This window comes from Sporosarcina sp. FSL K6-3457 (genome assembly GCF_038007285.1).
GTDB lineage: Bacteria > Bacillota > Bacilli > Bacillales_A > Planococcaceae > Sporosarcina.
Genome location: NZ_JBBOWX010000001.1, coordinates 2,741,235 through 2,764,329 on the forward strand (window position 1 = coordinate 2,741,235; position 23,095 = coordinate 2,764,329).

At 43.1% G+C, this 23,095-nt stretch carries 21 protein-coding genes and 1 other annotated feature; of the genes, 6 read left to right on the forward strand and 15 right to left on the reverse strand.

All coding sequences use genetic code 11. The features are described from left to right. Positions 1-22: 22 nt before the first annotated feature. The 14 genes from N1I80_RS13600 to cymR all read right to left on the reverse strand — a co-directional run bounded on the left by N1I80_RS13600 (position 23) and on the right by cymR (position 14,296). Positions 23-763, reverse strand: coding sequence for a YrrS family protein (locus tag N1I80_RS13600; RefSeq protein WP_340738407.1), 741 nt, complete (start codon positions 761-763; stop codon positions 23-25). Between the two features lie 125 nt (positions 764-888). Continuing rightward, positions 889-1,365, reverse strand: a complete 477-nt coding sequence (greA, locus tag N1I80_RS13605; protein ID WP_340738408.1) for a transcription elongation factor GreA — start codon at positions 1,363-1,365, stop codon at positions 889-891. Between the two features lie 102 nt (positions 1,366-1,467). Further along, positions 1,468-2,106, reverse strand: coding sequence for a uridine kinase (gene udk, locus N1I80_RS13610; RefSeq protein WP_340738409.1), 639 nt, complete (start codon positions 2,104-2,106; stop codon positions 1,468-1,470). A 24-nt stretch (positions 2,107-2,130) separates the two neighbouring features. Next, positions 2,131-2,766: an O-methyltransferase gene (locus tag N1I80_RS13615; RefSeq protein ID WP_340738410.1), complete on the reverse strand. Its 636-nt coding sequence runs from the start codon at positions 2,764-2,766 to the stop codon at positions 2,131-2,133. Positions 2,767-2,776: 10 nt separating this feature from the next. Continuing rightward, positions 2,777-3,901 (reverse strand): endolytic transglycosylase MltG, encoded by a 1,125-nt coding sequence (gene mltG / locus N1I80_RS13620; protein WP_340738411.1) that lies wholly within the window; start codon positions 3,899-3,901, stop codon positions 2,777-2,779. Between the two features lie 306 nt (positions 3,902-4,207). Next, positions 4,208-4,504, reverse strand: coding sequence for a DUF1292 domain-containing protein (locus N1I80_RS13625; RefSeq protein ID WP_340738412.1), 297 nt, complete (start codon positions 4,502-4,504; stop codon positions 4,208-4,210). Positions 4,505-4,517: 13 nt separating this feature from the next. Further along, positions 4,518-4,934, reverse strand: a complete 417-nt coding sequence (gene ruvX, locus N1I80_RS13630) for a Holliday junction resolvase RuvX (protein ID WP_340738413.1) — start codon at positions 4,932-4,934, stop codon at positions 4,518-4,520. Beyond that, positions 4,931-5,203 (reverse strand): IreB family regulatory phosphoprotein, encoded by a 273-nt coding sequence (locus N1I80_RS13635; protein WP_340738414.1) that lies wholly within the window; start codon positions 5,201-5,203, stop codon positions 4,931-4,933. Before N1I80_RS13635 ends, ruvX begins: the two co-directional genes overlap by 4 nt. Positions 5,204-5,305: 102 nt before the next feature. Continuing rightward, positions 5,306-7,939: an alanine--tRNA ligase gene (gene alaS / locus N1I80_RS13640; protein ID WP_340738415.1), complete on the reverse strand. Its 2,634-nt coding sequence runs from the start codon at positions 7,937-7,939 to the stop codon at positions 5,306-5,308. Positions 7,940-8,063: 124 nt separating this feature from the next. Beyond that, positions 8,064-8,271: a binding site (T-box leader), on the reverse strand. Positions 8,272-8,445: 174 nt separating this feature from the next. Next, positions 8,446-10,881 carry an SF1B family DNA helicase RecD2 gene (gene recD2, locus N1I80_RS13645; protein WP_340738416.1) on the reverse strand — a complete coding sequence of 812 codons (2,436 nt, stop codon included), beginning with the start codon at positions 10,879-10,881 and terminating at the stop codon, positions 8,446-8,448. A 12-nt stretch (positions 10,882-10,893) separates the two neighbouring features. After that, positions 10,894-11,559 carry a tetratricopeptide repeat protein gene (locus N1I80_RS13650; RefSeq protein WP_340738417.1) on the reverse strand — a complete coding sequence of 222 codons (666 nt, stop codon included), beginning with the start codon at positions 11,557-11,559 and terminating at the stop codon, positions 10,894-10,896. A gap of 12 nt (positions 11,560-11,571) precedes the next feature. After that, positions 11,572-12,693 carry a tRNA 2-thiouridine(34) synthase MnmA gene (gene mnmA, locus N1I80_RS13655; protein WP_340738418.1) on the reverse strand — a complete coding sequence of 374 codons (1,122 nt, stop codon included), beginning with the start codon at positions 12,691-12,693 and terminating at the stop codon, positions 11,572-11,574. 22 nt (positions 12,694-12,715) lie between these two features. Further along, positions 12,716-13,861 (reverse strand): cysteine desulfurase family protein, encoded by a 1,146-nt coding sequence (locus tag N1I80_RS13660; RefSeq protein ID WP_340738419.1) that lies wholly within the window; start codon positions 13,859-13,861, stop codon positions 12,716-12,718. Positions 13,862-13,876: 15 nt separating this feature from the next. Further along, positions 13,877-14,296 carry a cysteine metabolism transcriptional regulator CymR gene (cymR, locus tag N1I80_RS13665; protein ID WP_340738420.1) on the reverse strand — a complete coding sequence of 140 codons (420 nt, stop codon included), beginning with the start codon at positions 14,294-14,296 and terminating at the stop codon, positions 13,877-13,879. Positions 14,297-14,425: 129 nt separating this feature from the next. Between cymR and N1I80_RS13670 the strand changes: the two genes are divergently transcribed. Beyond that, on the forward strand, positions 14,426-15,712 hold the full coding sequence (locus N1I80_RS13670) for a replication-associated recombination protein A (protein ID WP_340738421.1): 1,287 nt from the start codon (positions 14,426-14,428) through the stop codon (positions 15,710-15,712). Positions 15,713-15,752: 40 nt separating this feature from the next. On the opposite strand, the gene N1I80_RS13675 is transcribed toward N1I80_RS13670, so the two are convergent. Next, complete coding sequence (locus tag N1I80_RS13675; RefSeq protein ID WP_340738422.1) at positions 15,753-16,544, reverse strand: DUF6612 family protein; 792 nt, start codon at positions 16,542-16,544, stop codon at positions 15,753-15,755. A gap of 227 nt (positions 16,545-16,771) precedes the next feature. On the opposite strand from N1I80_RS13675, the gene N1I80_RS13680 reads away from it, so the two are divergent. The 5 genes from N1I80_RS13680 (at position 16,772) to N1I80_RS13700 (ending at position 23,059) form a co-directional block, all read left to right on the forward strand. Continuing rightward, positions 16,772-17,773, forward strand: a complete 1,002-nt coding sequence (locus tag N1I80_RS13680; protein WP_340738423.1) for a LacI family DNA-binding transcriptional regulator — start codon at positions 16,772-16,774, stop codon at positions 17,771-17,773. A gap of 108 nt (positions 17,774-17,881) precedes the next feature. Then, entirely contained in the window at positions 17,882-19,303 is a 1,422-nt protein-coding gene (locus N1I80_RS13685; protein ID WP_340738424.1) for a sucrose-specific PTS transporter subunit IIBC, read from the forward strand. Positions 19,304-19,363: 60 nt separating this feature from the next. After that, on the forward strand, positions 19,364-20,833 hold the full coding sequence (locus N1I80_RS13690; RefSeq protein ID WP_340738425.1) for a glycoside hydrolase family 32 protein: 1,470 nt from the start codon (positions 19,364-19,366) through the stop codon (positions 20,831-20,833). 245 nt (positions 20,834-21,078) lie between these two features. Next, positions 21,079-22,038: an NAD(P)H-dependent flavin oxidoreductase gene (locus tag N1I80_RS13695; RefSeq protein ID WP_340738426.1), complete on the forward strand. Its 960-nt coding sequence runs from the start codon at positions 21,079-21,081 to the stop codon at positions 22,036-22,038. 130 nt (positions 22,039-22,168) lie between these two features. Further along, the gene (locus tag N1I80_RS13700) at positions 22,169-23,059 is read left to right on the forward strand and encodes a DUF4349 domain-containing protein (RefSeq protein WP_340738427.1); all 891 of its coding nucleotides are present in this window, start codon (positions 22,169-22,171) and stop codon (positions 23,057-23,059) included. Positions 23,060-23,095: the final 36 nt, after the last annotated feature.

Genomic DNA, 23,095 nt, shown 5'->3' on the forward strand with positions numbered 1-23,095 from the left:
CCGTTTCTTTACGCTCTATCTCTTAATACTCAAAGTCCAACGTCTTCAAAACGTCCATTTTAACAGGCTTCCACCCTTCGCCATCTACCCACTCTAAATAGACACGATATTTTTCTTCTTTATCCCTTGATGAAACAATTCCTATCGACTTTTGCGGGTCTCCACCATTTTTGATTTTCAAAAAAAGCATCGATTCTTGAGGTAACCCAGTGGCATAGGCAAGTGCTTGCTGTTTTTCCACCCAGTCAACAGATTTCCCATCATACTGTGATGCATGTTCGCCTGATTGAGTCGTGCCAATTGGTTTCCACGCTGCACTTATAATTGTCTCAGCGATGATATCATCATCGGACGTGAGGTAAGTAACCGAACCTCCACTTTCAGGTTCATCTTCCTTTTCCACTTCAGCCTCTACATCTACTTCAGCTTCTTGCTTCGGCGTAGATGCTTCCGTTTCACCAGATGCTTCTCCGCTGAATGATTCAGACGTGCTGTCCTCTGCTTCAAAATCATCTTCTTCGATAGCAGGTTCGTCTTCAATCACCGGGTTGTCAGTCTCTTCTGACTGAATGTCAGCACCATCTGTTGTGATCAATTCCTCGTCAGCCATTTGTTCATCGTCTTCATTTCCAAGAAATATCGTCGCAGCCACAATGATAATGAGTAGGACAACAACTCCAATCAAGCTATTCAACATAATACTCGAACGTTTTCGATTTTTGTTACGTCCCGATCTTGAAAAATCAGGTCCTCTTTCAGTCATATGTCATCATCCTCCATTTTCATTTCGTTAGCTATTCACACTATAAAATGACGATTCCCAAGAAAATTTGTTTCTCCTAAATGGTGAAAAAACCACCCTCAATGACGAAGGTGGCTATTGACACTTCATTTTATTTCAACAATGATAACCAACATTTCTCCACCTGGAGTCATAATTTTTACTTCGTCGTCTTTGCGACGGCCTATCAATCCTTTAGCAATCGGTGAATCATTTGAAATGAGTCCTTCGATTGGATTAGCTTCAGCAGAACCGACAATCGTATATGTCTCTTCATCGCCATCTGGCAACTCTTTAAATGTAACCGTTTTCCCGAGTCGCACTTCATCGGTATTCAGCTCATCTTCAGTAATAATAACCGAATTACGAATCATCGACTCAAGCGATGAAATTTTACCTTCTAGGAAACCTTGGTCTTCTTTGGCAGAATCGTATTCCGAGTTCTCTGAAAGGTCGCCGTAACTACGTGCAATTTTAATACGTTCGACGATTTCCTTGCGCTTAACCGTTTTTAAAAACTCAAGCTCTTCTTCTAATTTTTGTTTACCTGCTACAGTCATTGGAAACTTCTTCTCTGTAATCATTTCACAACACTCCTCATATTCCTGTTCATAAAAATACTATGCCACTCCTGCGATAGGTATGCGACATAGTGTTCATCTGTATAGAATTCTGTCATCATCATATTACAGTTTCGTTCCAGATTCAAGAATTGTTTTTATTTTTGTAACCATTAAGTCAATTGCAACTTCATTATGCCCGCCTTCCGGGATGATAATATCGGCATATCTCTTCGTTGGTTCAATGAATTGATTATGCATCGGGCGAACGACTGACAAATACTGATCGATGACCGATTCAATGGTACGGCCCCGCTCATTAATATCCCTCATAATACGACGAATAATACGTAAATCAGCGTCTGTATCAACGAATAACTTAATATTCATCAGTTCACGCAGGCGAGCATCTTCGAGCACTAAAATCCCCTCCAGGATAATGACATCCTGTGGTTCGATGTGTATTGTCTCGTCAGACCGTGTATGTAATGAATAATTGTACACGGGTTTCTCTACTGATTTCCGCTGAAGAAGCTCCTCTACATGACTAATCAACAAATCTGTGTCAAACGCTAATGGATGATCATAATTTGTTTCTAGCCGTTCTTCAAACGCTAAGTGAGACTGATCTTTGTAATAATAATCCTGTTCTATTACGACGACAGAATGCTCTTTGAATACATCATAGATTGAATGGGTAACGCTTGTCTTACCGGATCCCGAACCACCGGCGATACCGATGACGAGAGGTTTTCTAGATTGCATGTCTAACTTCTCCTTAGCCTATCATTATTTCTTCACTGCGATTAATAATCCATCCCCGACAGGTAATAGCGATGTTTCGTAATCTGGATGAGCCATAATCCATGCAGTAAATTCTTTTAAATTACGTATCATCGTGCGATTACGCCTCGGTATTTCTTGTTCATCGTACAGCACGACGCCGTGCATGAACATATTGTCGCAGTAGATAACGCCCCCAGTTGCAACAATTGGCGAATACTTTTCGAAAAAACGTTTATATTGCCCTTTGGCAGCATCGATGAACAGCGCATCATATGATTGATTGAAGATAACGGCTTCTTCTGTCAGCAGCGCGTCTGCTTCAATAATGGTAATCCGCTCGCCCAATCCACTGCGGGTAATATAATCGACAGCTTTTACGTATCTCGCGGTGTCTCGTTCAATCGTTACGACAGAGGCTTCTGGCAGTGCCTCTGCAATTCGAATCGCAGAGTAGCCGATAGCACTGCCAATTTCAAGGATTCTTTGTGGCTGTTGAATGCGTAATAGGCTGATAAACAGCTCCATACCGCCCCTGTCCATAATCGGTACATGATGCGTTGCCGCATACTGCTCCATCTCAACGACAAATGGACCTTGCTCTTTGTTAAATTCGGCTACATATGCCGCATACTTACTCATGCTGTTCCTCTCAGTCTCCGGATAAATAAAGGTCCCGGTTTTTCAAATGTTGATCGTACGAATCGGTGAAATGGTTGACACCTTGCTTATCTGCTAAGAAATAAAGATAGTCTGTCTGCGAAGGATCGATAACCGCTTCGAGTGACGACTTTCCTGCTCCGGCAATTGGGCCAGGTGGTAAACCTTTATTGACATACGTATTATAGGGATCTTGCACTTCCAAATCCGCATAGAGAACTCGATCCTTATGCTCCCCTAGTGCGTACAGGACTGTTGGATCCGTTTGTAATGGCATGTCAATCTTCAGACGATTGTAAAATACGCTTGCAATCGTTTCTCTATCCGACTGTGCTGTCGCCTCTTCCTCCAGTAAGGAAGCGAACGTCAGCAGCCAGTGTACTGATTTCTCTTCTCTTTGAAGAAAGTCGAAGAAAGGCGTGACATTTGTTGCGGTTGCTTGAATCATCGTGTCAACAACCGTCGCAACAGTAGGCTTTTCCTCATAAAAAGGATATGTCGCTGGGAATAAATACCCCTCTAAAGGATATTTGATATTTTCAGCTTGGATATCCTCTGTCAAAATGGTTGAATATTTACCCATTAGCATACTAATCGTTGCTTCGTCATTGACATAATCCAGAAATTCTTTTTCAGGAATCCCTGTGCGTTTTTCAATAACCGTAGCAATTTGCTTGAGGGTTAACCCTTCCGGAACCGTCATGGTGAATACAGGCTCTCTGTACACTCTTCCAGTTTTCAGACTTTCAATTAACTCATCCAACGTCATGGCCTTTGTCAAATCATACGTCCCTGCCTGAAATTGCGATTCATTATTGAATTTTGCATAATACTTAAAGATGCGTGCATCCTTAATAATTCCTTTTTCGGCTAATTTAGCCGAAATCGTATCCAGACCCGAACCGATTGGAATTTCTACTTCAATCACTTCCTCGGAATCTGGATCGATCGGTTGCAGTGCACCTGTTATGTACTTATAGACAGAACGACCACCAATAAGTCCAACAATCAGAACAACTAGCGTTATGACAAGAACAATTCGCCGAACGATTTTCACTTCTTTCTTCTTTTCACGCATCCGTTCGAACATAACATCCTTTTTCGAACCGTTCTCCATGCGTAATCCACCTCTTTCAATTGAGCATCGACCATAGCCCCTGTAAAATGAAATGTATGTCACATCAATGCAAAAAACGGAACGGTCTGCACCGTCCCGTCCGTGCACTTATCAATTACGCCTTGGCGTAATTGCGTCCAGATTTTGAATCGAGCTTGCTCGATTGACTCCTTTCAAAATCTGTGACATCCGCCGGAGGCTTTATCTTCATTCAGCGGGCGTTTAAACACCCGCTGAACAAGAAAACAAAATCGCATTCATCTCTCCACCTATAAAGGTGGGAGTCTTTTGCTGAATGAAGATAAATTACTCTTCGTCTTCGTCCTCTTCTGCAAGGAACGTGTTTAACATTTCTTCGATCATTTCCCATTCTGCGTCATCTTCGATTGGCATCAATTCGCCATCCTCATTGTCTTCAGAAGGAATGAATGAAGATGCGTGGATTTCGACTTCTTCATCGTCCTCTGTATCCTCTTCACCTAATACATGATACAGCACATATGATTTACCGAATTCCTCTGAATCGAATGTAAAAATAACCTCACATACATGCTCAATTCCATTCTCGTCTACAATCGTCATTGTCTCTTGTCCGTGTTCCATTCCGATCACCTCTTCAATTTTTTGAATCAAGATACCCTTGGAGTATCATGATTGCTGCCATCTTATCAATGACAGTCTTTCTTTTTTTACGACTCACATCTGCATCTATTAATACACGCTCTGCTGCCATCGTCGTCAATCGCTCATCCCATAATATAGCTGGGAAACCGAATGTATCTGTTAAAAGTTCCGCATACATTTCAGATGCTTCGCCTCTCGGTCCGACTGTATTATTCATATTTTTAGGGTAGCCCACTACAAATCCAGTCACATCGTATTCTTTTACAAGCTCCTGGATTCTTTCCATGCCAAACTGGCCGGCACTTTCATCGATCTTTATCGTTTCAATGCCCTGGGCTGTCCACCCAAGCGCATCACTGATCGCAACGCCGACCGTTTTGGTCCCTACATCCAATCCCATTGTCCTCAATCCGGTTTTCCTCCGTTTTCACGGATATAAAACTTGACAAGTTCTTCTAAAATCTCGTCCCGTTCCAATTTCCGAATTAAATTTCGTGCTTCCTCATGACGTGGTATATACGCTGGATCGCCCGATAAAAGATAGCCGACAATCTGGTTGATTGGATTATACCCCTTGTCGTCAAGCGCCTTGTGCACATGGAGCATGACCTGCTTCACTTCTTGCTCCATCGACTCCTCGGGAAAGTTGAATTTCATCGTCTTATCGTATGAATCCATGATCGACACCCCGCTTTCAGATCATCCGTTTTACGAATCGGATCGCATTCTGGCTTTCATTATACATGATTATGATTGTGCCATCAATTACGCTAAAACAAATTAGATGGATTTTACATAATCATACACGGATTGTAATGCTTCATCAAGTTTTGATGCGTCTTTGGCTCCAGCCATCGCCATATCTGGTCGGCCTCCGCCTTTACCATCACATTGTGTCGCAACATGATTGACGATTTGACCTGCATGATAGTTCCCTGACTTCAAATCATCCGTCACACCCGCAACAAGCATTACTTTCCCATCGACAGCTGCACCAAGGACGATAACAGCCTTCGATTGCTTCTGCTTCATTTCATCCATCATTTGACGCAATCCATTATTATCCTTCACGTCAACACGCGTAGCGATGACTGATACGTCGCCGATTTGCTGCGCTGCCGCTAGTACGTCTGCAAGCTGGCTGTTCCCTAGTTTAGCAGCAAGTGATTCATTGTCACGCTGGAGCTCTTTCATGTCCGTTAAGACAGTACCAATTTTCGTGACAAGGTCTTTTGGATTTGATTTCAACAGACTTGCAGCACTGACAAGCGTTGCTTCCTCTTCTTTGAATGCTCGGTAGGCCTGTTGCCCTGTCAATGCTTCGATACGGCGTGTACCTGCCCCAATTCCACCTTCTGATACCAGTTTGAATAAACCGATGACGGACGTTGATTCGACATGACAGCCTCCGCAAAGTTCCAACGAGTAATCACCGACGGACACAACGCGGACAACATCCCCGTATTTTTCACCAAAGAGCGCCATTGCGCCCATCTCTTTCGCTTCAGCGATTGGTTTTTGCGCAATATCCACTGCAATATCTTGCCAAATTTTCTCGTTGACAATCTGTTCAATTGTTTCCAATTCTTCTTTCGTTACTTGACCGAAATGCGAAAAGTCGAAACGCAGGCGATCTGGACCTACATAGGAACCTGCCTGATTGACGTGCTCACCCAATACTTCTTTTAAAGCTTTGTGAAGGAGATGCGTTGCAGTATGATTTCGGATCGTCAATTTCCTTGCTTCTGCATTCACTTCTGCTTGGACTGTCGCACCTGCTAGCAATTCACCTGAACGGATAATAGCTGAATGCAAGTTTTGGCCATTTGGTGCTTTTTGCACATCCTTGACGTCCGCAACGAATGTATCGCCGCTAATCGTTCCTTTGTCTGCTACTTGTCCGCCACTTTCCGCATAAAACGGCGTACAATTTAAGATGAACTGAATTTCATCACCCTCTGATGCACGATCTATCAAAGCACCTTGTTGCAATAAAGAAACGATTGTTGCTTCACATTGTAGCTTATCATAGCCGATAAATTCACTAGCGTCATAAATATCTCCGAGTACCCCCGACTGAACATGCATAGAATCGACATCTTGACGAGCTGCACGTGCACGCTGACGCTGATTATCCATTTCGGCATCGAAGCCAGCACGATCGACCGTAACATTCGCTTCTTCTGCGAATTCTTCCGTTAGTTCAAACGGGAAGCCATATGTGTCGTACAAACGGAATGCATCCGCTCCTGCAATAACAGCTGTACCCGATGATTTCGCCTTGTCGATGACACCTGTCAAAATTGCCAATCCTTCATTCAACGTTTCGTGGAAGCGTTCTTCTTCATTTTTAATGACTTTCATGATGAAAGCCTGCTTATCATCTACTTCTGGATAGAAGTCTTTCATAACTTCCCCAACAACTGGGACAAGATCATACATGAACGGTTTGTGGATACCTAATTGTTTTGCAAAACGTACAGCTCTGCGTAACAACCTTCTTAGCACGTAGCCACGTCCTTCATTGGATGGTAATGCTCCATCTCCAATGGCAAAAGCCACTGTACGAATATGGTCTGCAATGACTTTGAAAGCTGTATCTTTCTCGTCATTGACACCATACTTCTCACCAGAAACTTGTTCTGTCGCCTGGATAATCGGCTGGAAAATATCGATATCGAAGTTCGTCGGAACGTTTTGAATGACGGATGCCATGCGCTCAAGTCCCATACCTGTATCAATATTCTTTTTCGGTAACGGAGTGTATGTGTTGTCTGGATTATGGTTGAATTCCGAGAATACCAAGTTCCAGATTTCAAGATATCTTTCATTTTCCCCGCCTGGATACAATTCAGGGTCAGAAAAATCATCGCCGTATGTTGGTCCGCGGTCATAGAAAATTTCAGAGTTGGGACCACTTGGCCCTTCTCCGATATCCCAGAAGTTCCCTTCTAGTCGGATGATTCGGTGTTCTGGAATGCCTACTTTATCACGCCAAATCGCATAAGCCTCTTCGTCTTCTGGGTGAATCGTAATAGACAGTAGCTCCGGATCAAAGCCAATCCATTTGTCATCCGTGAGAAATTCCCACGCATGGAGGATAGCTTGTTCTTTGAAGTAATCTCCGATCGAGAAGTTACCAAGCATTTCAAAGAATGTATGGTGACGCGCTGTTTTCCCAACGTTTTCAATATCATTCGTACGGATAGATTTTTGTGCATTAACGATACGCGGATTTTCTGGTACAACACGCCCATCAAAATATTTTTTTAGCGTTGCGACACCGCTGTTAATCCATAGAAGGGACGCATCGTCGATTGGAACTAGTGGTGCGGATGGTTCGATACTGTGTCCGTGTTCTTTGAAGTATTCTAGGAATAGCGTACGAATTTGTGACGTTGTTAGGTTTTTCATGAAAATTCCTCCTTATGATTTGAAAAGATGCATGGAAGGCGGCTTAAGTGCGCGACTTCCTGTCGCAATAGCCGCACACCCGCATCCTGCGGGCGCGTAAACATAAAAAAATCCCCGCCCCTAAACAAGGGACGAAGATGTTAGTCTCGCGGTACCACCCTAATTACCGAACAACTTGCATTCGGTATCTCTGGTTGCCTTAACGCGGCGGACGGCAGGGATGAGCTGCACTCGGGAGTAGCTTTTCGACATGCACCCTCGAAAGCCCTTCCAGCCAAGGGGCTTCTTTCTGAACGAGTAGCTATGTGTACTTTCTCCGTCAACGTATTTCGTATGATCAATTACGCCTTGGCGTAATTGCGTCCAGATTTTGAATCGGGCTTTATCGATTAACTCCCTTCAAAATCCGTGACATCCGCCGGAGGCTTTATCTTCACTTAGTGGGAGTTTGAACTCCCACTAAGTGAAGATGAATGGCTTGATTATAGAAAAGTTCAAGATGATTGTCAATCAGAAGTTTCAAGATAGTCGTAGGGCGTAATACCTTTCATGCCAATCATCGGATCAATTGCGATAAACGTAGCCATTGTCAGCTCATAAACTGGCGTTTGTGCATCCTCTTCTGGCGGCCTTGCTTCAGACTGTTGTTCAACAGCTTCTTCACTTTCAGGCACAACAACGTCGCCATTCAAGCGCTCTTTTAATGTTGTCTGTCTCTCTAATTCATCCGTTCGGTTAATGCCCGCCCGAAACTCCTCCGGCTCTCCGCATAAAATCAAGAAATTCTTCGCACGGGTAATCCCTGTGTACAGTAAATTACGCCGCAACATTTTACGTTGACTCCGAACGACTGGCATAATGACAATCGGAAATTCGCTCCCTTGCGACTTATGAATGGAGCAACAATACGCCAATGTAATTTGGTTCAAATCATTACGCTCATACGTCACTTCAATGCCATCATACGAAACGACGAGTAATTCTTTTTTGTCGATTGTCTCTTTCGCTTTGATGATGGAGATGACTTCCCCCATATCCCCATTGAAAACATTACTTTCGGGTTGATTGACAAGCTGGAGCACTTTATCACCAATACGGTAAATAGCTTCGCCAAAAACGACTTCCTTGCGCTGGGGTCCCGGTGGATTAACCATTTCTTGAATCATTTTGTTTAAGCCATCAATACCAGCCGGCCCCTTATACATTGGCGCAAGCACTTGAATATCTTTGATGTGATGCCCTTTGGCAATGGCATTTTTGACAACTTGCTCAACAACTTCGAGAATGCGGTCAGCACCTGCTTTAATAAATGAACGATCGGATGTTTTTTGCGTAATATCTGTGGACCATTCGGAGCGTTTGATCATATGAGCCATTTCAATAATCGTCGAGCCCGCACTTTGACGATAAATTTCAGTGAGTTCAACGACGGGCACTTTGTTGGACTCCAACATATCCCTCAGCACTTGACCGGGTCCGACTGGCGGTAACTGATCTTGGTCGCCTACGAATAATAATTGCACGTCATCAGCCAGTGCTTTCAGTAGCTGATGAGCGAGCCAGGTATCCACCATCGACATTTCATCGATAATAATTAAACGCCCCTTCACTTCCCGCTCCGTCTCTTCTTCCTTTTCCAATCCATTAAATCCAAGTAAACGGTGAATTGTCATCGCTGGCAATCCCGTCGATTCAGACATTCGTTTGGCCGCACGTCCTGTGGGTGCCGCTAAAACAATCGGAAACGGCTCTTGCTTTTTCGCGTATTCCTTTGGATCAAGTGACAAGCCATGCAGTTCGGCATAGACCTCGACGAGACCACGAATAACAGTCGTTTTCCCTGTTCCGGGACCACCTGTTAAGATCATTGCGGAAGAATGAAGTGCCGTTTCAATCGCAGCTACCTGTGTTTCCGCATAATTGACACCAAGCCGTTCTTCTACTTCCCCAACCGCTTTTCTTATTTCAGACACAGGGAACTGATCCGTTGTATCATTTTGCATTATGCGCTCAATCTTCGTCGCAATACCAATTTCAGAAAAATATAAAGACGGTATGTACAGCCTACGCCCTTCTGCTGCTAGCTTTCCTTCCTCGACAAGTTCAATAATTGCCTGGGAAATAGCGTCAAAAGGAATATCAACAGGCTGACTCATTTCAAGGAGACGTTTAACCTCCGGTAAAACGGCTTCCGCTTCTAAGAAAACATGTCCCGCTGATTGCACCGCTTGATTCATCGAATGGAGGATTGCGGCCTTTATCCTGGCAGGATGGTTCCCCGTGATGCCAAGATTCTTCCCCACTTCGTCCGCCCGCTGGAAGCCGACACCTTCCACCTCTTCAATCAACCGATACGGATTTTCAGTCAACTGTGAAATCGCTTCTTCTCGATACGTTTGATAAATACGCATGGCGATTTGCGGACCGAATCCCCATTCATTCAACTGGATAATCGTCCGCTCAAGGCCCATATTTTGTGCGAGGACAGAGACTAGTGTCTCTTTTTTGTCATCTGATAATCTCGGAACGCCATCTAAAACAGATGGGTCATCTAAAATTTTCTTAATGACGTCTTTGCCAAGTTTTTTGACAATCGTTTGAGCTGTTTTCATCCCAATACCGGGAAATAAATCACCTGACAAATAATGAATCAGTCCCGTTTCCGTCGCTGGCATTTCTTTCGCAAACGTCTGCACATCAAACTGCGCACCGTACGTTGGATGGTTGACAAGCCTGCCCGTAAATTTATAATCCTCATCAGGTGTTAGCTGTGGAAAGCTCCCTTTGACGATGATTTCCTTATCTTCATAGCCACTGTTCGTGTCACGCACCTTCAATTTGACAATGGTAAAAAGGTTATCAGGGTTATGGAAGATCGTTACAACCGGTCGTCCAATTAAAAAAATCTCATCTACTTTTGTTGCTTCGATTTGCCCTTCCATCACCGCACCCCTTTACTTTTCGTTTTCACCTAGTTGAATCATGTCGTAAATATAACGCGCTTGCACATGCTCAGGATCAATGGTAAATGCCTTTTCGAGATGTGCCAGTGCATCAGCCTTCTGTTCTGTCGATACAGCATATAGGAACCCTAAATTATAATGGGCATCGGCATTTTCAGCATCCTGTTCGATAATAAAACGGAATTCAGCTCCCGCTTCTGTAAACAGCTCCATATTTGCCAATACAATGCCATAAGATAAGCGAATTTCCAAATCATCAGGCGCCAATTCAGCTGCCCGCTGCAAGTAAGGCAATGCCAATTTTTCATTACCCGAACGCTCCAAACTTTTACCGAGCATGAAATAAGCGTCTGCTTCTTCTACGCCATGACGAACTGCCGTTTCGTATAATTTAGCCGCTTCCTCGTAACGCTCTTTATTGTAATAAAGATTGGCGAGACCATAAAAAGCTGTGCCCGCTTCCGCATCGAATGTAATGGCTTTTTGAAAAAACGGCTCTGCTTTCTCTGCATCTCCAAGTGAGGCAAACACATTTCCTAAGTTGATGTAACCAACCGCATTTTCTGGGTCCTGTTCAATCGCTTTAACAAACGATTCAACTGCTTTTTCATATGCTCCATCTTGTAGGGCAGTAATGCCAATTTCATTGTAATTCATGTCAACTTCCCCTTACCCAACGTATTCCAATTGTTGTCCATTTTTAATAACTGTATCGATTGTTCCGCCACCGAGACACTCGTCGCCGTCATAGAAGACAACTGCTTGGCCTGGTGTAATCGCACGAACAGGCTGTGCAAATGTAACATTGGCTGTTCCATCGCCAGTTAGTTCAACTGTCACGTTCGTATCAGGCTGACGGTAACGGAATTTCGCCGTGCAGTTGAATGTAGTTGGTAGCTCCCGCACCGTTGAAAATCCAACGTCAATCGCCGTCAAGCTATCTGAAAATAAAGCTTCGTTATGGAAGTTTTGGCCGACAAGCAACACATTCGTTGCCAGGTCTTTGCCAAACACAAACCACGGGTCACCTGCCCCGCCAATCCCTAAACCATGACGCTGACCGATTGTATAATACATTAGTCCATCATGACGGCCGACCACCTCGCCATCCATCGTCTTCATATCACCGGGCTGAGCTGGCAAATACTGACCGAGGAATTCCTTGAAGTTACGTTCACCAATAAAACAAATACCCGTAGAATCTTTTTTCGTTGCAGTCGTAAGTCCTGCTTCAACTGCTTTTTCACGCACCAAACTTTTATCCATATGCCCGATTGGGAACATAACTTTTTGCAATTGCTCTTGCGACAATTGGTTAAGGAAATACGTTTGATCTTTATTTTCATCTTTACCGCGTAGCATAGATACGCCGCCTTCTACTTCAACGACCTGCGCATAGTGGCCCGTTGCCAAATAATCTGCACCCAGGCTCATCGCATGTTCAAGAAATGCTTTAAATTTAATTTCTTTGTTACACATGACGTCCGGGTTTGGTGTCCGTCCTGCTTTATATTCTTCAAGGAAATAGGTAAATACTTTATCCCAATATTGCTTTTCGAAATTAACTGCGTAGTACGGGATACCTATTTCATTGCACACACTGATGACATCTTCATAATCCTCGGTTGCCGTACAAACGCCAAATTCGTCTGTGTCATCCCAATTTTTCATAAAGATACCGATGACATCATAGCCTTGCTCTTTTAATAGTAGTGCTGCAACGGATGAGTCGACGCCGCCTGACATGCCGACAACGACGCGTGTATCCGCAGGTGCTTTTGCTGTTCTCATATGTTTTTCATCCTTTTTATATTCATTTCACAAGTCGTTGAACAATTTCCGCTGTAATTTCCGCTGCTTTTTTCACGCTGTCTTCATCTAAACCAATACCAAAGCTGAAGCGTACCGAATTTCGTAGCTTCGGTGAGCCTGCTCCGAACATCGCAGTCAGAACATGCGACGGATCGAGTGACCCTGCGGTACATGCCGAGCCACTCGATACAGCAATGCCTGCAATATCGAGATTGACGAGTAGCGATTCGATATCTGTACCTGGGAAGCTAATATTAAAGACATGCGGAAGTTTTTCTACATGGCTGTCGACATTCACTTCGTAAGAAACACCTTGTTCATCTAATACAGTCTTTAAAATGTCAGCGTATTTCTTATAATTATCCGTACTTTGGTCCATCTCCTGCTCCGCAATAGTTACTGCCTCTGAAAAAGCGACGATTGCCGGGATGTTTTCCGTGCCCGCACGCCTTTTTCGCTCCTGTTCCCCCCCAAAAAGTAAGGGTGCTGTATCTGTCCCTTTTCGCTGATAAAGGAAGCCAATTCCTTTAGGGCCGTTCAATTTATGGGCTGAAACGGATAACAAATCGACACCGAGCTCATCCACATCTAGCGGAATAAGCCCATACGCTTGAACAGCATCTGTATGGAATTTTGCTTGATGGTCTTTTAATAATTCACCAATTTCACGAATCGGTTGAATGGTGCCCACCTCATTATTGCCATACATAATGGATACCAAAATCGTTTGATCCGTCAATGCAGCTTTCACTTGCTCTACACTAATTTGTGCATTGTCATCCACTTCTAAATACGTAACGTCGTAGCCAAGCAATTCCAGCTGTTTACATGGATTTAAGACAGCATGATGTTCGATTGTCGTCGTGATGATGTGGTTTCCCTTATCTTTCATCGCTAATGCTGTGCCAAAAACAGCGTTATTATCTGCTTCCGTGCCACCTGATGTGAAAATAATTTCTGTCGGTTCTGCCTGAATAGACTGCGCCAACGTTTTTCTTGCGTCATCTAACCATTTTCTTGCTTCTCTACCATTGCTATGAATGCTAGAAGAATTGCCGAAAATAGTTTGTTGCAGTTTATAATGCGTTGCGCTGACAGCTGGATGGACTGGTGTCGTCGCCGCATGGTCTAAGTATATTGTTGTCATATTTAAGTAACTCCTTTAAATGTAGAACATATAACTATCACGTTCAGCCGTTCGGCCAGAATCCATTAAATCTTGAATCGTTGTCGTATCGAGCACACCGCGCACTGCATCCCCAATTCGATGCCAAAGCTCCTGTTGTGGGATATCCGTTTCCTCCAACCCTTCAACAAGCTGAATCGGCCCTTCAAGTATACGGATTACATCGCCGGCAGTAATTTCCGTCGGCAACTTAGCAAGCATATAACCGCCGTATGCGCCACGAACACTTTTCACGATGCCGCTGTTGCGCAGTGGAGGAATAAGCTGCTCTAGATAGGCTTCAGATAACTCCTGTTCCTCGGCAATTTTCCGCAGTGGTACCGGCCCTTCCCCATACTTACGGCCAAGCTCCACAACAATTGTCAATCCATAGCGTCCCTTTGTAGAAATCTTCATCTTTTAACCCCGTCCTTTTCTTACGATAACTTCAAAATATTATAGCATAAATGATTGCCAGCTAGCTTGAAATGACTTCCATGCATCTAATGTGTATACTAGTGGAACGGATGTACGAGGAGTGATTATGTGCATAATGAACCATTGGCGTATCGAATGCGCCCTAGAAATATTGATGAGATTGCAGGACAGAAGGATATAATCGGAGAAAAGACCGCCCTTTACCGGATGATTAAAAACGGGCACGTCCCTTCTATGCTGTTGTATGGAGAACCAGGAATCGGTAAAACATCGCTGGCACATGCAATCGCCGGTACTAGCGATCTGCCCTTCATCGCCCTCAACGCAACAGTCTCTGGTAAAAAAGACGTGGAAAGCGTTGTGGCAGAGTCACGAATTACGGGGAAAGTACTATTATTTCTTGATGAAATTCATCGCTTCAATAAATTGCAGCAAGATACCTTGTTGCCGCATGTCGAAAGCGGAGCAATTGTGTTAATCGGGGCAACAACAGAAAATCCTTACCACGACGTCAATCCGGCAATTCGTTCGAGATGTGGTGAAATTCGGCAGTTATCAAGGTTAGAGCCGGAGGATTTGTTAGAGGTTCTTCATACTGCTTTGGCAGATGAGGAGCGTGGACTTGGCAAGATGGCGATTGACATTACAGATGACCAAATTGTGTTAATTGCTGAAGGTGTGAATGGAGATGCACGCAAAGCGTTAACCGTACTGGAATCAGTCATTTCTGCAAGTGATGAAACAGACGGAAAAACCGTCGTCGAGAATTGGCTGATTGAAAACTTGCTTGGGCGAATTGGTTTATTTGGCGATAAAAAAGGTTCACATTTTTATAATCTATTATCTGCATTGCAAAAATCTGTGCGCGGCAGCGACGTGAATGCTGCCATGTATTACCTAGCTAATCTGTTGGAGATTGGTGATTTAGTAGCCGTATCCAGAAGATTACTTGTGATGGCGTACGAGGATGTCGGGCTAGCCTCACCTGAAGTAGGCCCACATGTCCTCGCAGCGACAGAAGCCGCAGTACGACTAGGTATGCCTGAAGCTCGTATTCCACTTGCTAACGCCGTCATTGAAATGTGTCTGGCATCGAAATCGAATTCAGCGTACAAAGCATTCGATGCCGCCGTGATGGCCATCAATGAAGGAAAAACGGGAGACATTCCTCTCCATTTACGAGATGCTCATTACGCTGGGGCTGCGGAACTTGGACACGTCGGCTACAAATATCCGCACGACACCCCACTCGGCTCGTTCGGCGGTTGGGTCAACCAACAATACTTACCTGACAAACTGGTAGGCACCGAGTTTTACAAACCTGTTGGTGCAGGTGAAGAGAAGAAATTGGCTGCCATTTATGAGAAGTTGAAGGAGTTTCGCAAGAAAAAATAGGCAAGAACCTCCTAGGATAGCAGGAGGTTCTCGCCTTTTATTATTGAGCTGCTACCTCCAACACGTTTGCTGGGAACTTGATAGGCTCTACATGATCATATTTGCTGTAAATAGCCGTAATCGTCTGTTTGACACGATGTGCATTGCCGTTAACTTCTGTTGTTGAATACGTCGTTGTATCCATCGTCATTTTGAAATCCGTTGTATAAAATGTGCTAATATCAATGCCAATGACAATATCAAATTTATTAATAAAAGCATATTCCCCGCTAATGTCATCTACCCCGAACACGAGCTTTTGAAATTCATGATATTGCTCTCTCGACAAGGATAGCCTTAAATTATAGCCGTAATCAATCGGCTCCAACTCAAACTCATCCGCAAAGGTATCGAAGAACGATAAGTTTACTGTTGGATTAACATGATCCATCATAGCACCAAACAACTCTGACAGTGCACCTGAAGATAGCTCGTCCAACTCTTTTTCCGTACCTTCCTTCACAAAAATACGGTCATTCGTTTTATATACATTCGCTTCCCATGCTTGTTCACCGCTAGGTTTAACAATTAACTGCTGTTTGAATGCAACTGGATGTAAAGTGGCATCTGATATAAAATCATATTTCATCGTCTTTCTATCCTCTGGTGCAGTTGTCCGCCAAAAATCTTCAAAAGAAATCGTACTTCGGACGCTCTCTAATTTAGCTGATGCATCCTTCGCTTTTTCGAACACTTCTTGAGCCGTTAAATTCCCTTGCGCTGCCGCATTGCCACATGCTGATAAAACGACTGTAAGCAAACCGATAATGGCTATCTTCCAAACATTTTTCACATCGAAACTTCCTTTCTTCCAAACCTACACTTATTTTACTGTACTCTGGGCAAAATCTAAAGTAAAACATTATTCTCCCCTTCTAGTAAGAGACGCTTGAACGAGTCACTACGTTTCATTTCCTCGTGAAAAGATATTTTTCCCCATTATCCTGAGCAACTGGATCGTTATTTTTAGTCCATTGTCGTGTATACTAGTACTCATAGAAACGAATGGGAGGTGTGACGATGACAACAACGATTGCTGATATTGCTCAACTAGCAGGAGTTGCTAAAAGTACCGTTTCCCGTTACCTAAATGGTGGCTCAGTTAGCCAAGAAACAGGACTAAAAATTGAACAGATTATTCGTGATACAGACTATACACCGAATGCATTTGCACAAAGTCTAAAAGCAAAGAAAACAAATATTATAGGCGTGATTGTGCCACGTCTTGATTCCTATGCTACGTCACGTACTTTAATCGGGATTGATGAGCAACTAAGGAAACATAATTATCAAATGCTAATTTCTAATTCTAGTCAAAACCTAACACGTGAGATTGAAAATATCTATACGTTAGCAAAACAAAAAGTTGCAGGAATCATTCTTTTAGCTGCTCAAGTTACGGACAGCCACTTACAGGCTTTTAACAAAATTGACATCCCAGTTTTATTAGTTGGACAGGAGCATCCTGACGTTCATAGCTTAATTCATCAAGATTATGAGGCTGCTTATGAGCTCGGCAACTATATTTTAGCAAAGGGACATCGAAAAATTGCGATTTTAGGTGTCACAGAACAAGATATTGCTGTCGGTGTCAGACGTAAACAAGGTCTTACACAAGCCTTCTCGGAAAACAAACAGTGCGAGGTCAACCATTACCTCACAAGCTTTGATATGACCGAAGCCATTGCGCAAGCATCCATCATCATCGATGAATTTGCTCCTTCTATTATCGTCTGTGCAACAGATAATATTGCAATGGGCACAGTGAAGGCCGCCCATCTAAAAGGGTTACATGTGCCGCATGACTTGTCCATCACAGGATTTGGCGGTTATGAGGTCGCAGCCATTATACACCCCAGTTTAACAACAATCCATTATGATTATAAAGGAGCAGGACAACAAGCAGCTGGGCGAATCATCCAATTAGTCAACAGTGAACAGGTTGACAGGCTCACCTTCTCAGATTATCAGTTAATTGAAAAAGAAAGTGTTGACAATTATCCTACTCATAACTTAAAATGAAACGGAACCGGTTCCATATTTATTTCCAATGAATAAAAACCGGTTCCAAAATTTTTTAACTACTTTTGGAACCGGTTCCAAATGACTGATAATAAGAGGAGGATTCGAATGGATTATAAAAAAATCGCACAAGAACTTGTCGTTGCATTAGGTGGAAAAGAAAATATAACCGCTGCTGCACACTGCGCCACACGGTTACGTTTAGTGTTACAGGACGAAGAACAAGTGGATCAGGCAACATTAGATGAAATGGATGTTGTCAAAGGAACTTTTTCCACTGGAGGTCAGTATCAAGTCATCATTGGGCCTGGAACTGTCAATGAAGTGTATAAAGAGTTTGCTAAATTAACGGAGCTTGGGGACATGTCTACAGCAGATGTCAAACAAGCTAGTACTAAGAAAATGAATGTGCTACAACGATTTGTTAAAATGCTATCCGACATTTTTGTCCCTATTATTCCAGCGATTGTTGCAGGCGGTTTACTCATGGGGATTAATAATCTACTAACGGCGCAGGACTTATTCATTAAAGGGCAGTCTCTGGTAGAAGCGAATCCCGGAATGGCTGACTTAGCAGCATTAATTAATACATTTGCCAATGCCGCCTTTGTTTTCCTACCCATTTTAATTGGATTTTCGGCGACCAAGCGATTTGGAGGAAATCCTTATCTTGGAGCAGCACTCGGCATGATTATGGTCCACCCTGACTTGCTCAACGGCTACGGTTATGGAGCGGCTATATTAGCGAATGATGTACCTGTATGGAATATTTTTGGCTTTACGATAGAAAAAGTAGGTTATCAAGGGACCGTGCTCCCTGTGTTAGTTTCTTCATTTATTTTAGCGAAGATTGAAAATGCCTGTCGCAAAGTGATTCCGACTGCGCTGGACAATCTATTAACACCGTTATTCGCCATCTTTATAACAGGCGTTTTAACGTTTACAGCTGTTGGCCCCTTCACGCGTGCCGCCGGCGATTTACTGACAAATGGGATTGTTCTCCTCTATGACACGACTGGTTTTCTTGGCGGTGCTGTATTCGGATTACTGTATGCACCGATTGTCATTACAGGCATGCATCATAGTTTCATCGCGGTGGAAACACAGTTATTAGCGGATATCGCAAAAACAGGTGGCTCTTTTATCTTTGTCATTGCAACGATGTCAAACATCGCGCAAGGTGCTGCCACATTAGCGGTATTCTTCATAACGAAAGATAAAAAATTAAAAGGAACAGCATCGGCGGCAGGAATTTCTGCACTCTTAGGGATTACAGAACCCGCCATGTTCGGTGTCAACTTACGATTAAGATATCCATTTATCGGGGCAATCATTGGAGCAGCTGTAGGTTCTGCCTTTGGGACCCTTTACAAAGTAAAAGCAATCGCACTAGGTGCTGCCGGCTTGCCAGGCATTATTTCGATTAAAGCTTCATCGATTCTTCCTTATATTATTGGCATGGGCATTACATTTGTCGTTGCATTTGCTATCACGTTTTTATTAGCACAAAGAGAAAAAAATAAGCAGTAACTATTTCCCCAGGAGAATCATCATTTGATTCTCCCCTATTTCTTCAAGGAGTGAGTAATTGTGGAATGGACAAGACAACAACGTTACCGACCATTAAATGAAGTCAGTTCCACCGAATTGGCTGAGCTTCAGTCAACAGTAAATCAATGCGAGTGGCGTCAAACGTTTCATATACAGCCAAATACGGGACTACTCAATGATCCCAACGGCTTCTCTTATTTTAATGGAGAATATCATTTGTTTTATCAATGGTTTCCACTTGGAGCCGTCCATGGGTTGAAATATTGGTACCATCTAAAGTCGAAAGATCTTGTGTATTGGGATGACCTCGGCGTTGGATTAACACCAGATAGTGATTTCGACAGCCACGGTGCCTACTCTGGAAGCGCCATTGAACATCAAGGCAAATTATATTTACTATACACGGGCAATACGCGTGATGACAACTGGGTGCGCCATCCCTATCAATGTGTTGCTATAATGGATGACGACTATCAAATTACGAAGCTCGACAAACCCGTGATATCCTCGATACCAGAGGGATATACTGACCATTTTCGTGATCCAAAAGTCTGGAAACAGGATGACCAGTATTATGCAGTCATTGGCGCACAAAGAGTAAATCAAACAGGATGCATCGTGCTCTATAACTCGACTAATTTACTCGATTGGACATTTATAGGAGAAATTGAAACTGAGATGGACTCCTTTGGCTTCATGTGGGAATGCCCCGATTACTTTGAATTAGAAAACCAAGGCGTTGTCATTTTTTCACCGCAAGGATTAGCAGCGAGTGGGGACCAGTATCAAAATATTTATCAATCTGGCTATGTGATTGGTGAGAAATTAGATATGCAGCAAAATAAGTTGCGGCACGGTGATTTTCATGAATTGGATCGCGGTTTTGATTTTTATGCACCGCAAACGACTGTAGATCCATCAGGCCGCCGTATTTTGGTTGGTTGGATGGGATTACCGGAAATTGCTTATCCAACAGATTCGAATGGCTGGGCACATTGCTTAACATTGCCAAGAGAGTTATCCATTCAAAATGGTAAATTACTTCAACAGCCAGTGAAAGAACTTGAAGCACTTCGCCAACAAGCACATACGGTAAAAGATACGATTGTCAATGCAACCAAAGTATATGAAGGCTTTACAGGCACGACTTATGAAATGATTTGTGAGATTAACTCGATTGACGCACAAACAGTCGGCATCGAATTCCGCACAAGTGAACAGGAAAAAACGATGATATACTATGATGCGATTGGCAAAAAAGTCGTTCTTGATCGTACGAACTCCGGTCAAGAAGTTGGTGTAGATTATGGTACCATCCGACAATGTGCAATTGATGCAAATAACATTACGTTTCAGCTTTTTGTAGACGTCTCTTCCGTCGAGATTTTTATCAATGACGGCATAGAAGTATTTACAAGTCGAATTTTCCCTAGCCAAAACAGTGATGGCATTCGTTTTTTCGCCTCAGCAGGAAGCGCGGAATTCCAAATGTCGAAATGGGATTACTAAAGCATTCCCCCTCCCCTCCACCTATATCTTTGTTGGAGGGGATTTTTTGTTACTAGCTACCCTAATGAGTCGATTCATTTTTGATTGTGATTTAAATCACATACCTCTCTCCCTACTAATGCTATTGTATAAAAAATGATTATTACGCTTCCCTCGCCTCATCTTGCTATTACATCCAAGTTTACTCGTTTCATTTTTCATATATGTATAAAAGTTTTCACAACTAAAAAGGAGGAATTTATTGTATGGATATTCCGAAAATGATTATCGGACATATGACGCCTAAAATCCCTATTATGCAAGGCGGCATGGGTGTCAGAGTTTCACTCAGTGGACTCGCAGCTGCTGTAGCAAATGCAGGTGGTATCGGGACAATTTCCGGCACAGGCATTCCAGTTGAGACATTACGAAGTCATATTCGGAGGGCAAGAGAACTGACTAACGGCAAAGGATATATCGGCGTAAATGTCTTATTTGCGATGACTGATTTTGCTGAAAACATCAAAGCGGCAATGGAAGAAAAGGTCGATTTCATTATTTCCGGGGCTGGTATTTCGCGTGATATGTACAGTTGGGGAAAGGAATATAATGTTCCTGTCATCTCGATTGTATCCTCGGCAAAACTAGCGAGGCTTTCTGAGAGACTCGGCGCTGCCGCAGTTGTTGTAGAAGGTCGTGAAGCAGGTGGACACCTTGGGACAGATAGAGCCTTATTCGATGTGCTGCCCGAAGTGGTCGAATCAGTCGGCATTCCCGTCATTGCAGCAGGCGGCATTCTTCATGGTGAAGATATCGCAAAAGCTGTCCAATTAGGGGCTTCCGGCGTGCAAATGGGCACACGCTTTGTTGCCAGTGACGAATGCGATGCACATCCTGCTTTTAAACAAATGTATGTAGATTGTAATGAGGGAGACACGGTTCTTGTCAAAACAACGGTCGGCTTAGAAGGACGCGCCATTCGTAACCCATTTACCGATTTAATTTATGGCGATAAAAAAGTGAAGATTAAAAAATGCTACAACTGCTTAAAGCAATGTTCGTATCGTTTTTGTACGCTCGACTCGTTAAAACATTCCGTAGACGGCGATGTCGACAACGGATTAGTCTTCGCAGGGGCAAGAGTGCATGAGATTAAAGAAATCTTTTCTGTACAAACGATCATGGATAATTTAATACAAGAATATAAGCTAGCTAAATCACTATAATTTCATTAGCCCCATACAAAAACGGCCTAAAAATCGGATGTGTATGAGGCTTTTTTAACGGGATAATTCCCCAAAAACTGTAACCTTCCCCTCATTCCATCGTCTAACCTGGTAATAAGGAGGGATTTTTATGAATAAAAAATTATTTTCTATTCTACTACCGATCAGTCTATGTATGCTGGTAGCGGCGTGTAGTGCAAGTAGTTCAAAAGACGAGGCGAAATCTGTAGAATCGATGGCAGTTTCAAATGATATCGGCGCAGAAAAAATGATGATGAACCAGGACCAATCCACTGAAGAGGCACCATCAGAGCAAGAACAAGCAGTCACTACGACGGACCGAATGATCATCCACCATGCGCAATTGCAGGTGAAAGTGAAGAAATTTGAACAAGCACAGCTAAAAATTGAAAAGAAAGTTACAGAATATGGCGGTTATATTGTCGAATCTACTGTCTATGGGCAAGACGCTGAGGCTGTTAGTGGAACAATGATCATTCGTATTCCAGAAAAGCATTTCCAAGCTTTTTTGAAGGATGCAGAAAAGGAAGCAACTGTCTTAGAACGTCATGTGACCGGCCAGGATGTGACGGAGCAATATGTAAATTTACAATCTAGAGTGACCTCTAAACGTGCAGTAGAAGCACGCCTGCTAGAGTTTATGGATACTGCACAAAAGACAGAGGATTTACTGAAAATCTCTGCTGATTTAGCGACTGTTCAAGAAGAAATTGAAGTCATTGTCGGTAAGATGAACTTCCTCGAAAACCAAACGTCCTATGCCACGATTGAAATTTCCATATTTGAAGATCGTGTCATCGTTCCCGGACTCGATAAAAATAACTTAGATACGTGGGATAAAACAAAAAAACAGCTGGCAACCAGCACGAATTTCATACTAGCGGCTGGGTCCGGAATAATTGTATTCTTTATCGGAAACTTACCAGTGATTATGCTGCTATCGCTTATTGGAATCAGCATTTATTTCATCATCAAAAGAAAGAAGTCTACAAAAGAATAAGCCTTTGAAAAAATCTCCCTGTATCAATTAAGTCAC

Coding starts and splice junctions, on each gene's coding strand:
- N1I80_RS13600 (WP_340738407.1), bottom strand. CDS start 763: ATGACTGAAAGAGGACCTGATTTTTCAAGATCGGGACGTAACAAAAAT.
- greA (WP_340738408.1), bottom strand. CDS start 1,365: ATGATTACAGAGAAGAAGTTTCCAATGACTGTAGCAGGTAAACAAAAA.
- udk (WP_340738409.1), bottom strand. CDS start 2,106: ATGCAATCTAGAAAACCTCTCGTCATCGGTATCGCCGGTGGTTCGGGA.
- N1I80_RS13615 (WP_340738410.1), bottom strand. CDS start 2,766: ATGAGTAAGTATGCGGCATATGTAGCCGAATTTAACAAAGAGCAAGGT.
- mltG (WP_340738411.1), bottom strand. CDS start 3,901: ATGGAGAACGGTTCGAAAAAGGATGTTATGTTCGAACGGATGCGTGAA.
- N1I80_RS13625 (WP_340738412.1), bottom strand. CDS start 4,504: ATGGAACACGGACAAGAGACAATGACGATTGTAGACGAGAATGGAATT.
- N1I80_RS13635 (WP_340738414.1), bottom strand. CDS start 5,203: ATGGATTCATACGATAAGACGATGAAATTCAACTTTCCCGAGGAGTCG.
- alaS (WP_340738415.1), bottom strand. CDS start 7,939: ATGAAAAACCTAACAACGTCACAAATTCGTACGCTATTCCTAGAATAC.
- recD2 (WP_340738416.1), bottom strand. CDS start 10,881: ATGGAAGGGCAAATCGAAGCAACAAAAGTAGATGAGATTTTTTTAATT.
- N1I80_RS13650 (WP_340738417.1), bottom strand. CDS start 11,559: ATGAATTACAATGAAATTGGCATTACTGCCCTACAAGATGGAGCATAT.
- mnmA (WP_340738418.1), bottom strand. CDS start 12,693: ATGAGAACAGCAAAAGCACCTGCGGATACACGCGTCGTTGTCGGCATG.
- N1I80_RS13660 (WP_340738419.1), bottom strand. CDS start 13,861: ATGACAACAATATACTTAGACCATGCGGCGACGACACCAGTCCATCCA.
- cymR (WP_340738420.1), bottom strand. CDS start 14,296: ATGAAGATTTCTACAAAGGGACGCTATGGATTGACAATTGTTGTGGAG.
- N1I80_RS13680 (WP_340738423.1), top strand. CDS start 16,772: ATGACAACAACGATTGCTGATATTGCTCAACTAGCAGGAGTTGCTAAA.
- N1I80_RS13685 (WP_340738424.1), top strand. CDS start 17,882: ATGGATTATAAAAAAATCGCACAAGAACTTGTCGTTGCATTAGGTGGA.
- N1I80_RS13695 (WP_340738426.1), top strand. CDS start 21,079: ATGGATATTCCGAAAATGATTATCGGACATATGACGCCTAAAATCCCT.
- N1I80_RS13700 (WP_340738427.1), top strand. CDS start 22,169: ATGAATAAAAAATTATTTTCTATTCTACTACCGATCAGTCTATGTATG.